The sequence below is a fragment of the Curtobacterium sp. UNCCL20 genome (genome assembly GCF_900101675.1).
GTDB lineage: Bacteria > Actinomycetota > Actinomycetes > Actinomycetales > Microbacteriaceae > Curtobacterium.
The window spans coordinates 55,527-69,406 of sequence record NZ_FNKG01000004.1; the positions used below are offsets into that span (position 1 = coordinate 55,527).

Sequence of the window (13,880 nt, forward strand, 5' to 3'; positions counted from 1 at the left end):
GGGGCGGGGCTCAGACGCTCTCGGCGACGTCGAGGATCTTCGTGATCCGGACGGCGTAGTCCTGGTCGACGACGACGACCTCGCCGTGCGCGATCAGCCGGCCGTTGAGCAGGACGTCCGCGGGGGCGCCGGCGCTGCGGTCGAGCTCGACGACGGCGCCGGGCTCCATGCCGAGGACGTCGCGCACCGACATCCGGGTGCGGCCGATCTCCACCGTCAGGGTCATCTCGACGTTGTTGATCCGCCCGAGGTTCCCGGTCGGGACGGTGATCGTCGGCGCCGCCGGGGCGGACACGGTGCCGTTCTCGCGGACACGCAGTGCGAACCAGCCACCGGGCACACCGCCGGCGGTGAGCTCGAAGACCACCGTCTCGGGGTCGGCCAGGAGCGCCGATGCCGACTCGCGCCGCGCGTCCCCGAGGACGCCGACACCGAGCAGGGCCGCGGCCGCCTCGAGCGAGGGACGGAGGACGTCGGTGACGTCCACGATCCCGTGCTCGGTCCCGCCCGCGGCGGTGACCGTCTCGAGGTCGGTCAGCACGAGCACCAGGTCGGCCGACAGGCCACCGACGAACGACGCGACCACGGCGTCACGCGCCGCGTCGAGCGCGACCGGTGTCGCGCCTCCAGGCTGGAGCACCGCTGCCAGCGGAGCCGTCGTCGGGAGCTGCGCCGCGAGGGCCTCGGCCGCCTGCGTGTGGAGGGTGGTGGTGACGGTCATGCGGTGGGCTCCGATGTGGTGGTGACGACGATGCCGGCGAGGCGCGAGCCGTTCGCGCCGACGGCGGCCGTGCCGACGGGCTCGCCGTCGACCGCGATGGTGAGGGGACGGTGCTGCGGGTGCGGCAGCGGCAGGACGTCGCCGACCGCGAGCCGGAGCACCTGCGACGGCAGGACCGTCGCCGGGGCGAAGCGCAGGCTGACGCCGACCGGCACGCCCGCGAGCTGTGCGTCGAGCAGGGCGTGCGCGTCGGCGGGCGAGACGTGCGCGGCCTCCTCGCCGAGCTGGGGCAGCACGGCGTCGGCCGGCAGCGCGAGCGTGCCGGGCGCGACGCGGTCTCCCACGCGGATGGAGAACGAGGCGACGATCATCAGGTCGCCCTTCTGGGCCGCCTGCGCGAACTGCGAGTTGAACTGGAAGCCACCGACCGTGACGTCGTGCGCGAGCAGCCCGCCGAACGAGTACCGGAGGTCGTCGAGGGCGTCCTCGACGATCTTCCGGACGAGCGCCTGCTCGATCGGGGTGAACGTGCGGTCCGGGGTCGGCAGCGGCTTCGAGGCGCCGAGCGCGTGCGAGACCCAGGTGAGCGCGGCGTCGAGCGGGACCTGCAGCACGCCCTTCGGGAGGACGTCGACGATGGGCAGCAGGACCATGCCGGTGAGCGCGGGCAGCGAGGCGGCGTACTCGTCGTACGTCGTCATCTGGACCTGCTCGCACGTGACCTGGCTCACGGCGCGGACCTTGGCCGTCAGCTGCGTCCCCCACTGGCGGGCGAAGGTCTCGAAGGCGAGCTCGAGGACCCGGGCGTGCTCGCGGGCGAGCGTCGACGGGCGCGCGAAGTCGTACACCTCGGGCGCTGGAAGGGTCTCGGTCACGGGTGCGTCTATCGGTCCGCCGTGGAGCACCCGTCAGTGCTGTGCCCCGTTCTGGGGCGGTGGCGCGCTCAGCCGGCTCGTGCCCCGTCCTGTGCCTTCGCGAGGGCCGGCATCAGCGCGCTGACGTCCTGGTCCTGGTTCGACAGCACCACGATGTCGACGCGGCGGTTCAGGGTGAGGTCGGCGTCCGTGCCGCCCTTCGCGAGGGGACGGCTGGAACCGAACCCGACGCTCTGGATGTGGTCCGCCGGCATCCCGCCCCGCTCGACGAGGTCTCGCAGCACCCCGGTCGCCCGTGCCGAGCTGAGCTCCCAGTTCGTCGCGTACGGCGCCGTCGAGTTCCGCTGGTCCGCGTGGCCCTCGACGCTGACCTCGTGGTCCGCCGTCTTCAGGACCGGGGCGATGGCGTCCATGATCCGCTTCGCCTGGTCGGACAGGTCGGCGCTGTTGGTCGTGAAGTACGTCTCGCTGCCGACGAGCCGGACGGTCAGGCCGCGGGCGTCGACGGTGAACTGGACGTTCGACGTCTGCCCGGCCTTGTCGAGGTTGCCCTTGATGGCCGCCTCGATCGCCTTGAGGTCGTCGAGCTCCTTCTGGGCCGCCGCCACGTCGGCCTTCGTCGCGGTGACCGGCACCACGGTCGACGCCGGGTCGACGTTCGTGTCCTTCACGCCGGACGAGGCGGTGGAGTGGTCCGCCTGCGACTTGTCCGTCGAGTAGCCCGAGCCGTCCTTCACCTGGTCCTTCGTCACGACCGTGCCGGACGCGGTGTCGACCTTCTGCGACTTCACCTCGCCGAACCCGGTGGCGAGTGAGTTCTTCAGCTGGATGTACTTCTGCTGGTCCACCGTCGACATCGCGAAGAGCACCAGGAACATGCACATCAGCACGGTGATCATGTCCATGTAGGACGCCATCCAGCGCTCGTCGGGGTGCTCGGCCTCGTCGTGGCCGCCCTTCTTCCGGCCGCGACCGCGTCCGCGGGGGTTGCCGCTCATCGTCAGGCCGCCAGCTGCTGGTCGTCGGCGCCGGCGTCGGAGCCCTTGCCGCTCTTGCCGCTCTTGCCCTTGCCCTTGCCCGTGGCGCCGTCGACGCGGGCCGCGGGCGGCACCATCGCCTTGAGGCGCTCGCCGAGGAGGCGCGGCTGGCTGCCGGCCTGCACCGCCAGGAGGCCCTCCATGAGGAGCGTCTGCCGGTCCGACTCGAGCTGCGCGAGCTTCCGGAGCTTGCCACCGATGGGCAGCCAGAGGAAGTTCGCGGTGAGGAGGCCCCACAGCGTCGCGACGAACGCGCTCGCGATGAGCGGGCCGAGCTCGTCCGGCTTGCCGAGGTTCGCCAGCACGTGGGTCAGCGAGACCACGGTGCCGATGATGCCGACGGTCGGGGCGAAGCCGCCGAGGCCCATGAAGAACGAGCTCGCGCTCCGCACCGGGGCCGCGTTCGACTCGATCTCGTCCTCGAGCAGGATCCGGAGCTCGTCACCGTCGGTGCCGTCCGCGATGTTCTGCAGCGCCTTCTTCATGAACGGGTCGTCGTGCTTGTCGGCCTCCTGCTCGAGCGCCAGCAGCCCGTTCGAACGGGCGGTCTCGGCGAGGCCGACGACGTCGTCGATGACCGACTGCGGCGGGGTGACCTTGCCGGTGAACGCCTTCGGCACCGCCTTGAAGCTGGCGATGGCGTCCTTCAGCGTGGTGCTCGCGATGCCGCAGCCGATGGTGGCGCCGAAGACGAGCAGCATCGGCGCGGGCAGGAACAGCCCCGCGAGCTCGACGTGCTCCATCTCGACCATGCCGAACAGGGCACCGAAGGCGAGAAGGATCCCGATGATCGTCGCGATGTCCATCTCAGCGACCCCCGTCCTGCGCACGCGGCGGGTGGATCGGGGCGACGGCCGCGAGGGTCGGCTGCGGGCCGGTCGCGCTCCGTCCGGAGGAGTCGGTGCCGTAGGCCTCGGTGCCGTACGCCATGCCCACGATGCGGGCGCGGTACGCGGCGATCAGGTCGATGACCTCGGCCATGGACTCGCGCACGATGTACTTCGCGCCGTCGACCATGATGAGGGTCGTGTCCGGCGTCTCCTGGATGCGCTCCACGAGGTCCGGGTTCACAGCGAATCCGCTGCCGTTCAGTCGTGTGACGACGATCATGGCCCGTCCTGGTTCTCGATCGTCCCGCCGCCGTCCGTGGGGCGGGATGCGGCCCGTCCGTGGGCCTGCACGAGGGTCTATCGGCGCATCGCGCACCGCCGTTAGGAGCCGGCGCGACCGGGGCCACGCCGGTGCTCGTGGAACTTCTTCACGGTCGGTGCATCCGATCGGGGTGTCCGGCCGGTAGTGGGGGTACGACGTCGATGCTGACGCCGTCCCGCACCGGCCCGCTCGGGCCAGAAGGAGACCCACCATGCGCAAGACACTCGCCACCGGCCTGAGCGCCGGTGTCCTGCTCGCCGCAGCCGCGGCCGTGATGCCCGCCGCTGCGGCGACGGCTGCCACGGGCGACGCGACGCTCTCGGTCCTGCACGCCGTGCCGGCCGTCACCGTCGACGTGTACCTGGACGGCAAGCGGGCCCTCGACGACTTCAAGCCGGGCACCCTCGCCGGACCGATGATGGTCCCGGCCGGCGCGCACCAGCTCGCGATCACGGCCTCCGACGCGACGGACGCGTCGAAGCCGATCATCGGCCCGGTGGACGTCACCCTCGACGCCGGCGCGAACTACACCGCCGTCGCCCACGACAAGACGGACGGTTCCCCGACCGCCACGCTCTTCACCAACGACACGTCCGCGACCCCCGCGGGTCAGGGCCGCCTCATCGTCCGCCACGTCGCCGCCGCACCCGCCGTCGACGTCCTCGCGGGCGGCAAGGCCGTCGTCTCGAACCTGTCCAACCCGAACGAGAAGGCCCTCGTCCTGCCGGCGGGCACCGTCTCCGCAGCGGTCGCGGCGACCGGCACGACCACCCCGGTCATCGGCCCGGCCGACGTCCCGGTGAAGGCCGGCACCGACACGATCGTCTACGCCTGGGGCAGCCTGAACGACAAGACGCTGGCGCTCGCGACGCAGTCCATCGCGAACCTCGGCGGGAGCCCGAACGGCGTGCCCGCCGGCAACGCGGGCCTCGTCGCGACGAACCGTCCGGACACCGCACCGCTCATCGGCGGTGCCGCGGCCATCGCAGCAGCCGTGGCGATCGGGGCCGTGACGCTCCGTCGCCGCCACCTGGCAGTCGCCGCGAGCAAGCAGGACTCGGGCCGCTGAACACGGCCCGAACGGTGCGGTCCGTCGCGGCGACCCTGGTCGTCGCCGCGGCGGCCGCCGCCGTCCTGACCGGGTGCTCGCCGGCCGGGCCCCCCACCCCCGGCGGGCACCCCTCCCTCGCCCCCAGCAGCACCCCCACACCGGTCCCGTCGGCGTTCTCGACGGCGGTACCGCAGAGCGCCGCCACCGTACAACCTGCCCCCGCGGTGGCGGCGCCCACCCGGATCGCGGTCGACTGGGCCGGGGTCACGGCGACCGTCCGGCCCGAGGGCGTCGACGACCAGGGCGCCATGGCCCTGCCGCCGGACCCCCGGGTCGCGGGCTGGTACCGGTTCGGTGCCGCACCGTCCTCGACGGAGGGCACGGTCGTCATCGCCGCCCACGTGGACGCGGTCGGCTACGGGGTCGGTCCGTTCGCCCACCTGCAGGACGTCCCCACCGGCACCGCCGTCACCATCACCGACGCGGACGGCGCCGAGACCCGGTGGCGGATCGACTCCGTGACACTGCTCGAGAAGCGGGGCCTGCCCTGGGCCTCCGTGTTCCGGACCGACGGCGACCGGCGGCTCGTGCTCGTCACCTGCGGCGGCGCCTTCGACAGCAGCACCCACCACTACGAGAGCAACCTCGTCATCACCGCTGCTCCCGCGTGAGGAGACCGGGAGGACCATGCACGGAACGGCGAGCGGGCCCGTACGATCGGACCGTGGTCGACGAGGACCGCACCAGCGACAGGACGACGTGACGACCACCCTCCCGGACGACAGCGAGCTCTCCGACGCGTTCAGCGCCGGAGGCGAGCGGGTGCTGCGTCTCGTGTACGACCGGTGGTCCTCGCTGGTCTACTCCCTCGCACTCCGGGCCCTGTCCGACCCGGCCGCCGCCGAGGACGTCACCCAGCAGGTCTTCGTGAAGGCCTGGCAACGGAGCGCCAGCTACGACCCCGCCCGCGCACCCCTCGGCGCCTGGCTCGTCGGCATCACCCGCAACTGCATCGCCGACGCCCTCGCCGACCGCCGCCGGCACGCGAGCGCGGCCGACCCGGACGTCGTCGAGGAGACCACCCCGGCACCGGAGCCGTCGTTCGACCTGGCCGAACGAGCGCTCGTCGCCGGGGAACTCGACCGGCTGGAAGAGGTCCCCCGGCGCGTCATGCGACTGGCGTTCTACGACGACCTCAGCCATCGTGAGATCGCGGAACGGCTCGACCTGCCCCTCGGCACCGTCAAGAGCCACATCCATCGAAGTCTGGCTCGGCTCCGAACACGTCTGGAGGTGATCGAATGAAGCACGTCGACGACGAGACGCTGGCGATGCTCGCGGTCTCCGACGAGGTGGCGGAGGACGACGTCGCCGAACACCTCGCATCCTGTGCGGCCTGCCGCGCCGAGGTCGCGGCGATCCAGCGCGTCGCCGCGGTCACCCGGTCGTCCTCGGGCGTCGAGCTGACGAGCCCGCCCGAGCGGGTCTGGGACCGGATCGCCGCCACGATCGCGGCGGCACCCGACCCCGTCGTCGCGCCGTCGGCTGTCGACGACTCCGCTGCCGTCGACGAGCCCGCTGCTGTCGACGAGCCCGCTGCCGTCGACCCCGCCGCGGGCCGCGCGCACGCCGTCTCCCGTCGGCGACCGCGTCGTCGTCGCGTCGTGGCCATCGTGCTGTCCGGGGTCGGCGTGCTCGCCGTCCTGCTCGGCATCGGCGTCGTCTCGGGCGTCGTCCCCGGTCTCCCGAGCGGCGGTTCCGAGACGGTCCTCGCCTCCACCGCCCTCGACGCGCTGCCCGCCTGGAAGGGGTCGAGCGGCACCGCTGAGCTCGAGCGCGACCGCGACGGCCGGCTCACCCTCGTCGTCGACCTGCGGAGCGGCGACGACCAGCCCGGGGCCGGTGGCCTGCGCGAGGTCTGGATGATGCGCTCCGACCTCAAGGGCCTGGTGAGCGTCGGGTTCCTCGACGGCGACCGCGGGCGCTTCACGGTCCCGTCCGGCATGGACACCGCGCGGTTCCCGGTCGTCGACGTGTCGGCCGAGGCCGATGACGGCAACCCGGCACACTCGGGCGACTCGATCGTGCGCGGCCGCCTCTCGCCGAGCTGATCCGTCCCCCGAATTCTTAGATACGACGTATTCAGGCTGGAAAGAGGGTGAATCGGGGCCGAAGCGCCCTCGCTTTATCTCACGACCGTGTTAGCGTGACGCCATGTCCGACACCACCACCGTCGTCTCGCCCGCCGTCACCGCCACGTCGGCACCCCTCCGCGAGGTCGGCGCCCTGATCCGGGGCGCACGCAAGGGCCGCAGCATGACCCAGGCCCAGCTCGCCGAACGCGTCGGCACCAGCCAGAGCGCGATCAACCGCATCGAGCAGGGCGGCCAGAACCTCTCCCTCGAGATGCTCACGCGCATCAGCGACGCCCTCGACCAGCAGATCGTCTCCATCGGCGGCGCCCCGCAGCGTGCCCACCTCCGCGTGCAGGGCGGCCGGAAGCTGAGCGGCTCCATCGCCGTGAACTCGAGCAAGAACGCCGCCGTCGCACTGCTCTGCGCGTCGCTCCTCAACCGCGGCGTCACCCGCCTGCACAAGGTCGCCCGGATCGTCGAGGTCGACCGCATCATCGACGTGCTCCGCAGCCTCGGCGCGCGGGTCACCTGGTCAGAGGACGGCGAGACCCTCGAGATCGTCGCCCCCGACGACCTGCGTCTCGACGCGATCGACGCCGACGCCGCCCGTCGCACCCGCAGCGTCCTGATGTTCCTCGGCCCGCTCAGCGGCCGGTACGAGTCCTTCCGCCTCCCCTACGCCGGCGGCTGCGACCTCGGTACCCGCACCGTCGAACCGCACCTCATCGCGCTGCGCCCGTTCGGCGTCGACGTCGAGGCGACCTCCGGCTGGTACGAGGTCGACGTGGCGAACACCGCCGTGCCGACGAAGTCGGTCGTGCTCACCGAGCGCGGCGACACCGTGACCGAGAACGCGATCCTCGCCGCCGCCGCCCGCGACGGCGAGACGGTCATCCGGAACGCCAGCCCCAACTACATGGTGCAGGACCTCTGCTTCTTCCTCGAGCTGCTCGGGGTCCGCATCGAGGGGATCGGCACCACCACGCTCCGCATCACCGGCAAGAGCCGCATCGACGAGGTCGTGGACTACTGGCCGAGCGAGGACCCGGTCGAGGCGATGAGCCTCCTCACCGCCGGCATCGTCACCGCGTCCACGCTGACCGTCACCCGCGCGCCGATCGAGTTCCTCGAGATCGAGCTCGCGACCCTCGCCGAGATGGGCCTGCGCTTCGACGTCTCCGAGGAGTACGCCGCCGCCAATGGTCGGACCCGCCTCGTCGACATCACCGTGCACCCGTCCGAGCTGCACGCTCCGATCGACAAGATCCACGCGATGCCGTTCCCCGGGCTCAACATCGACAACCTGCCGTTCTTCGTCGTCATCGCCGCCATGGCCGAGGGCACCACGCTCGTCCACGACTGGGTGTACGAGGGCCGGGCGATCCACCTGCTCGACCTCACCCGGCTCGGCGCCAGCGTCACGCTCCGCGACCCGCACCGCCTCGACGTCACCGGGCCGACGCACTTCTCCGGCGCCGAGGTGAGCTGCCCGCCGGCGCTCCGTCCCGCGGTCGTCATCCTGCTGGCGATGCTCGCGGCGAAGGGCGAGAGCGTCCTCCGCAACGTCGGCATCATCGCCCGCGGGTACGAGCAGCTGCAGGAGCGCCTGAACTCGCTCGGCGCGTCCATCGAGACGTTCCACGACTGAGCGTCGCCCCGGCAGCCGCCACCGGTCCCGGGTGGGCGCCGAGCGGGCAGTGTTCGTCACGCTCGGCGCCCCCGGGCGGCGCGTCCCGCCCGCTCGATGGAACACATGCGGCGCGTCGTGCGCTCTGGACGCGCCCCCTGGCGGCCCTGAAGGCGCGGTGCGAGCCCGCGCCGCGCCTCCAGTCCGACATGATCTCGCTCCGACCCGCCGTCCCGAGCGAGCAAAATACGTCACGTTCGATGCCCACGGGCGGCGCGTTCCGCCCGTAGGGAGACACGCGCGCGGCGCGTCCCGCCCGTTCGTGAACCCCGCGGGATGCGACCCCGCACGCGCCCCCAGCCCCCAGCGGGTTGACTGGGACGTCGGTCGAACGAGGAGTGCGTGTGCTGGGACCTGAACTGGTGGTCGTGCTCGGCCTCGCCATCGCCCTGACCGCGGGCATCGCCGACCGGATCCGCGTCGCACCACCCGTGCTGCTCCTCGTCTTCGGCGCCGCGCTGGCCTTCGTTCCCCAGTTCGCCCACGTGCAGCTCCCTGCCGACGCCGTGCTCCTGCTGTTCCTCCCGGCGCTCCTCTACTGGGAGAGCCTCACCACGTCGCTCCGCGAGATCCGGAAGAACCTCCGCGGCATCGTCCTGATGGGCACGCTGCTCGTCGTCGTCACGGCCGGAGCGGTCGCGGTCCTCCTGCACCTGCTCGGGATGCCCTGGGGTCCCGCCTGGGTGCTCGGGGCCGCGGTCGCGCCGACGGACGCCACGGCCGTCGGGGTGCTCACGAAGATGCTCCCGCGGCGGAACGTCACGGTGCTCCGCGCCGAGAGCCTGGTCAACGACGGCACCACCCTCGTGGTCTACGGCATCGCGGTCGCCGTCACCGTCGGCACGCAGGAGCTCACGTTCTGGAACGTCTCCGGGATGCTCGTCCTGTCGTACCTCGGCGGTGTCGCCGCAGGGCTCGCCGCCGCCTGGATCGGCACCCTCGTGCTCCGCCGCGTGGACACGGTCGTCCTCGAGAACATGGTCACGCTCCTCGTCCCGTTCGCCGCGTTCCTCGCGGCCGAGGCGATCGGCGCGTCCGGGGTCCTCGCCGTCGTCGCCGCGGGCATCGTCGTGAGCCAGGTCGCCCCGAAGCTGGACCGTGCCGAGACCCGCCAGCAGGTGCGCTCGTTCTGGTCCTTCCTGACCTTCCTGCTCAACGGATCGCTCTTCGTCCTCGTCGGCATCGAGGCGATGGTCGCCGCCCGCGCCCTCGACGCGTCCGAGCTCCTCCGCGCAGCCGGGATCATCGCCGCCGTGGCCATCGCGCTCGTCATCGTGCGCTTCGCGTTCCTCAACGCTGCCGGCGGCACGGTCTGGCTCGTGACCCGGAGGACCGGTGGCGAGCCGCGCGAGGGTCACCGGGACCGCCTCGTCAGCGGCTTCGCCGGGTTCCGCGGCGCCGTCTCGCTCGCGATGGCCGTCGCCGTGCCGCGGACGCTGGAGTCCGGCGCAGCGTTCCCGGACCGCGACCTCATCGTCTTCGTCACCGCAGGCGTCGTCATCGTCACCATCGTCGGGCAGGCCCTCGTGCTGCCGGCCGTCCTCCGTCGGGCGGCGCTCCCCGAGGACGAGTCCGTCGGTGAGGAGCGCCGCTTCGCCGAGCGCACCGCGATCGAGGAGGCGCTCGACGCGCTCCCCCGGCTGGCCCGCCAGGCCGGCGCCGACAAGGCCACCGTCGCCCGCCTCCGCAAGGACTACGAGGCGCACCTCGACGTCATCCAGGCGCGCGAGGAGGAGGACGAGGACCACCCGGCACTGCAGCGGCACGACACCGCCGTCGCGCTCGAGCTCGCACTCGTCCGCCACAAGGCGGCGACGCTCCTGCGCCTCCGCGACGCCGACGAGATCGACGACCTCGTGCTGCGGCAGATCCGCAGCGGCTACGACGCCGAGGAAGCGCGCCTGAACGGGTCCGCACCCGTCTGACGGCGGCTCCCGTCCGACGGTGGTGACCGATCGACGGCCTGGAGGCGCGGGGCGGCGCCGCCACGCGCCTCCCGGCCGTCACGCCCACCCGCACCACGTGCACCCGACCTGCCCGCGCATGGCAGGCTCGACTCGTGATCGATGCGAGCACCGTCCTGTGGACCCTCGTCGGTGTGGTGGCGCTCGTCGCCCTCGCGACGGCGGCCCTCCTCGTCACCCGCGCACCGTCCCCATGGGCGCCCGCGCTGGCCGTCCTGCGCGGGACCGTGCAGCTCGCCGTCATCAGCCTCGTCCTGAGCGGCATCATCCGCGACCCGCTCTGGATCGCCGTCGCCCTCGTCGTCATGTTCACCGTCGCCACCGTCACCGCGGCACGCCGGCTCGGCACGCTCCGGTCACGGTTCCTGCCGGTCGCCCTCGCGATGGCCATCGGGGTCGTCGGCGCGCTCGGGGTCGTCTTCCTCACCGGTGCGATCGCGTTCACGCCCCGCTACGTCCTGGCGATCGGCGGCATCGTCGTCGGCAACGCGATGACGAGCGCCACCCTCGCCGGCCGCCGGTTCGTCGAACTCGTCGACGACCGGTGGGACGACGTCGAGGGGTGGCTCGCGCTCGGGGCGACACCGCGGCAGTCGACGGCGGACATCGTCCGGCGGGCCGTGCACGCGGCCATGGTGCCGAGCACGGACCAGACGCGGACCACCGGGCTCGTCACGCTGCCGGGGGCGTTCGTCGGCGCGGTGTTCGGCGGGATCTCACCGCTCGAGGCCGGGCGGTTCCAGATCGTGGTCCTCGCGGCGATCATCGCGGCCGGGGCGCTCGTCGCGACGTCGCTGACGCGGATGCTCGCGCCGGTGCGGACGCGGCCGGTGCCGGCGGCGTGAGGGCGGCGGTGGCCGCGGGACGACCCTCGAGCTGTCGTCCCGTACGCCACCCCGCTCGGAAGGCGGTCAGATCGTGTCGGCGTCAGCCTCAGCGTCAGCGTCGTCGAGCGGCACCGGCCGGTCGTCGTCCGGCAGGAGCTCGTCGTCGGCGTCGTCCACCACGGGGAGGTCGTCCGGGTCGTGCACCACGGGCTCCGGTTCGTAGTCGGTGTCCTGCGCCTCGCGGAAGTCGTCCGGGGTCAGGTCGTCCTTCGGATCGCTCATGGCCGCGAGGGTACCCCTGACCCGGTGAGACGGAACCGGACGTCCCGGACAGCACGTGCGACCTCCGCGTGCGCATCCGTCGGCTGGTTGTGCCCGCTCGGGACGAGTCGGTGATCCAGGAGCCTCGTGCAGTGCTCCTCGTGCTGCCGCCGCGTCCGGGGGTACAGCGCCGGGTCCTCGGTCGGATCGAGCACGATCGTCGGCACGTCCACCGACGGGAGCTGTGCGAGGAACCGCTCGTCCGCCTCGTACTCGGGCGCGCCCGGCGCGAGTCCGAAGCGGTGCCGGTACGAGTGGAGCACGACCTCGACGAAGTCCGGGTTGTCGGAGGTGCCACGGGCCAGACGGGGCCCGAGGCCCGCTGCCCGCGAGCCGCGGTCCGGAACGCACGACCGGCGACCGGGACGCGACAGGGGCGCCCCCGCATCGCGGGAACGCCCCTGATCAGGAACCGGAGACCGTCCTACCGCTTCAGGTTCGTCAGCTCCTGCAGGACCTCGTCCGAGGTGGTGATGATGCGGGCGTTCGCCTGGAAGCCGCGCTGCGCCACGATGAGGTTCGTGAACTCCTGCGACAGGTCGACGTTCGACATCTCGAGCGTGCCGGAGGCGAGCTGTCCGACGCCGGGCGAGCCGGGGGCGCCGACGGTGGCGTTGCCCGAGTTCGCGGTGGCGCGGTAGCCGGACGCGCCGGTCTTCTCGAGGCCGGCCGGGTTGGCGAACGTCGCGAGGGCGACGCGGCCGATCGCGAGCGAGGCACCGTTCGAGAAGGTGCCGACGACGGTGCCGTCCTTCGAGATCGAGTACCCCTGCAGGGATCCGGCCTCGTGGCCGTTCTGCGACGCGATCGACGCGGAGTTCAGCGACGCGAACCCGGTGAGCTCGGACATGTCGACGGTGATCCCGCCGACGGCGACGGTTCCGCCGGCGGTGAGCTTGCCGTTCGCCCCGAAGGTGAGCGACGACGTCGCCGAGGTCCCCTGGCCGTCCGTCGCCGCGACGTCCCAACCCGCTGCGGTGCGGGTGTAGGCGAGCGACATCGTGTGCTTCGCGCCGGACGCGTCGTACACGGTGGCGTCGCGGGTGAGGGTGGTGCCGACGGCGGTCTCGGACGGCAGGTTCCCGGTGACGCCGGCGGTGGTGGTGCGGACCGCGGGGGCGGCGGCGTCGAGCGGCAGGACGATGTCCGACAGGGCACCGTTCTCGTTGACGACGCCGTTCGTGGCCGGGTAGCCCTGCACGATCTTGCCGTCGGACGAGACGAGGCGACCGTCGGCGTCGAAGTCGAATGCGCCGGCGCGGGTGTACACGGTGTCGTTGCCGAGGCGGGTGACGAAGAACCCGTCGCCGGAGATCATCAGGTCGGTCGCCTTGCCGGTGGCCTGGGCGGAGCCCTGCGCGAAGTTGGTGGAGACGCCGGCGACCTGCACGCCGAGGCCGATCTGCGCCGGGTTGGTGCCGCCGATGCCGGTCTGCGGTCCGCCGGCACCCTGGGTCATCTGCGACAGGGTGTCCTGGAAGACCGTCGACGAGGCCTTGAAGCCGACCGTGTTGACGTTGGCGATGTTGTTGCCGGTGACGTCGAGCATCTGCTGGTGGGAGCGGAGGCCGGAGATGCCGGAGTAGAGCGAGCGGAGCATGGTGCGTCCTTTCGGAGAGGCAGGAAGAGCGAGGAAGAAGGAGAGGGGAAGAGCGAGGAAGGAGCCGAGCGCGTCAGGGGACGGTCGTGATGCCGGAGATCACGTCGAGGTCGACCTCCTTGCCGTTCACCGTCACGGTCGGCACGCTGTGCGCGTACGACACGGCCGAGGCGGTGCCCGTGACGGCGGTGCCGGTCGCGGCGTCGGTGTAGCTGACCTGCTTCCCGACGAGGTTGGCGGCGGCGATCCGCATCTGCAGCGAGAAGTTCTCGTTCGCCGTCGTGGTCTGGTTGGTGATCTGCTCCATCATCGCGAGCTGCGTCTGCTGGCTGATCATCTGGTTGGTGTCCATCGGCGAGGACGGGTCCTGGTTCTGCAGCTGCGTGACGAGCAGCTTCATGAAGACCTGCGAGTCCATCGTCTGCGACCCGGACTTCGGTGCGTTCGCGGCGATGGCCGCTGCCTGCGCAGCCTGGTCCACGCTGCCGGTGATGCCGTCGATCGGCATGG

Annotated in this window: 15 protein-coding genes; 7 read left to right on the top strand and 8 right to left on the bottom strand. The window is 72.2% G+C overall.

What is annotated here, in order from left to right; genetic code table 11:
- Nucleotides 1–10: 10 nt before the first annotated feature.
- The 5 genes from fliN to BLT36_RS15950 form a co-directional block, all read right to left on the bottom strand.
- A complete protein-coding gene (fliN, locus tag BLT36_RS15930) occupies nt 11–721 on the bottom strand; it encodes a flagellar motor switch protein FliN (RefSeq protein WP_092096663.1) in 711 nt (236 codons plus the stop codon).
- Complete coding sequence (locus tag BLT36_RS15935; protein ID WP_092096664.1) at nt 718–1,596, bottom strand: flagellar motor switch protein FliM; 879 nt, start codon at nt 1,594–1,596, stop codon at nt 718–720. Before BLT36_RS15935 ends, fliN begins: the two co-directional genes overlap by 4 nt.
- A gap of 68 nt (nt 1,597–1,664) precedes the next feature.
- Nucleotides 1,665–2,594 carry an OmpA/MotB family protein gene (locus BLT36_RS15940; RefSeq protein WP_092096666.1) on the bottom strand — a complete coding sequence of 310 codons (930 nt, stop codon included), beginning with the start codon at nt 2,592–2,594 and terminating at the stop codon, nt 1,665–1,667.
- A gap of 2 nt (nt 2,595–2,596) precedes the next feature.
- The gene (locus BLT36_RS15945) at nt 2,597–3,439 is read right to left on the bottom strand and encodes a motility protein A (protein WP_092096667.1); all 843 of its coding nucleotides are present in this window, start codon (nt 3,437–3,439) and stop codon (nt 2,597–2,599) included.
- Between the two features lies 1 nt (nt 3,440).
- Nucleotides 3,441–3,743, bottom strand: coding sequence for a flagellar FlbD family protein (locus tag BLT36_RS15950; protein ID WP_092096669.1), 303 nt, complete (start codon nt 3,741–3,743; stop codon nt 3,441–3,443).
- A gap of 253 nt (nt 3,744–3,996) precedes the next feature.
- Between BLT36_RS15950 and BLT36_RS15955 the strand changes: the two genes are divergently transcribed.
- From BLT36_RS15955 to BLT36_RS15985, 7 genes are all read left to right on the top strand, one after another.
- The gene (locus BLT36_RS15955; protein WP_092096671.1) at nt 3,997–4,854 is read left to right on the top strand and encodes a DUF4397 domain-containing protein; all 858 of its coding nucleotides are present in this window, start codon (nt 3,997–3,999) and stop codon (nt 4,852–4,854) included.
- A gap of 14 nt (nt 4,855–4,868) precedes the next feature.
- A complete protein-coding gene (locus tag BLT36_RS15960; RefSeq protein ID WP_254787704.1) occupies nt 4,869–5,507 on the top strand; it encodes a class F sortase in 639 nt (212 codons plus the stop codon).
- Between the two features lie 88 nt (nt 5,508–5,595).
- Nucleotides 5,596–6,141, top strand: a complete 546-nt coding sequence (locus tag BLT36_RS15965; RefSeq protein WP_254787705.1) for an RNA polymerase sigma factor — start codon at nt 5,596–5,598, stop codon at nt 6,139–6,141.
- Complete coding sequence (locus BLT36_RS15970) at nt 6,138–6,947, top strand: anti-sigma factor (protein ID WP_092096674.1); 810 nt, start codon at nt 6,138–6,140, stop codon at nt 6,945–6,947. Before BLT36_RS15965 ends, BLT36_RS15970 begins: the two co-directional genes overlap by 4 nt.
- Before the next feature lie 103 nt (nt 6,948–7,050).
- Entirely contained in the window at nt 7,051–8,619 is a 1,569-nt protein-coding gene (locus BLT36_RS15975; RefSeq protein ID WP_175529688.1) for a helix-turn-helix domain-containing protein, read from the top strand.
- 383 nt (nt 8,620–9,002) lie between these two features.
- Entirely contained in the window at nt 9,003–10,583 is a 1,581-nt protein-coding gene (locus BLT36_RS15980) for a Na+/H+ antiporter (protein WP_092097270.1), read from the top strand.
- A 134-nt stretch (nt 10,584–10,717) separates the two neighbouring features.
- Nucleotides 10,718–11,467 (top strand): ABC transporter permease, encoded by a 750-nt coding sequence (locus BLT36_RS15985; protein ID WP_092096676.1) that lies wholly within the window; start codon nt 10,718–10,720, stop codon nt 11,465–11,467.
- 66 nt (nt 11,468–11,533) lie between these two features.
- On the opposite strand, the gene BLT36_RS15990 is transcribed toward BLT36_RS15985, so the two are convergent.
- The 3 genes from BLT36_RS15990 to BLT36_RS16005 all read right to left on the bottom strand — a co-directional run bounded on the left by BLT36_RS15990 (nt 11,534) and on the right by BLT36_RS16005 (nt 13,878).
- Complete coding sequence (locus tag BLT36_RS15990; protein WP_092096677.1) at nt 11,534–11,731, bottom strand: hypothetical protein; 198 nt, start codon at nt 11,729–11,731, stop codon at nt 11,534–11,536.
- A gap of 463 nt (nt 11,732–12,194) precedes the next feature.
- On the bottom strand, nt 12,195–13,370 hold the full coding sequence (locus BLT36_RS16000) for a flagellar hook protein FlgE (protein ID WP_092096681.1): 1,176 nt from the start codon (nt 13,368–13,370) through the stop codon (nt 12,195–12,197).
- A gap of 73 nt (nt 13,371–13,443) precedes the next feature.
- Nucleotides 13,444–13,878 (bottom strand): flagellar hook assembly protein FlgD, encoded by a 435-nt coding sequence (locus BLT36_RS16005; protein WP_092096682.1) that lies wholly within the window; start codon nt 13,876–13,878, stop codon nt 13,444–13,446.
- Nucleotides 13,879–13,880 lie beyond the last annotated feature (2 nt).